The following is a 234-nucleotide window of genomic DNA, read 5'->3' on the forward strand; positions in this document are numbered from 1 at the left end:
CAGCGCACGGAGGTCCTCGAGGCCCAGGAGCCCTTCCACGAAGGGCAGACGGGGAGCTCCTCCATCCCCCACAAGAAGAACCCCGTGGGCCTGGAGAACCTCACCGGGGTGGCGAGGCTCCTTAGGGGTTACCTCCAGCCGGCCCTGGAGGACATCGCCCTCTGGCACGAGCGGGACATCTCCCACTCCTCCGTGGAAAGGGTCATCCTCCCCGACGCCACCACCCTGGCCCAC

General features: G+C 68.4%; 1 protein-coding gene. It reads left to right on the forward strand.

Features of this window, described 5'->3' with window-relative positions; genetic code table 11:
• Nucleotides 1-234: lyase family protein (locus MFF64_RS39220; protein WP_273557224.1), on the forward strand; the 234-nt coding region annotated here is incomplete at both ends.

Origin of the sequence: Methylobacterium frigidaeris (assembly GCF_022179185.1) — a bacterium.
GTDB lineage: Bacteria > Pseudomonadota > Alphaproteobacteria > Rhizobiales > Beijerinckiaceae > Methylobacterium > Methylobacterium frigidaeris.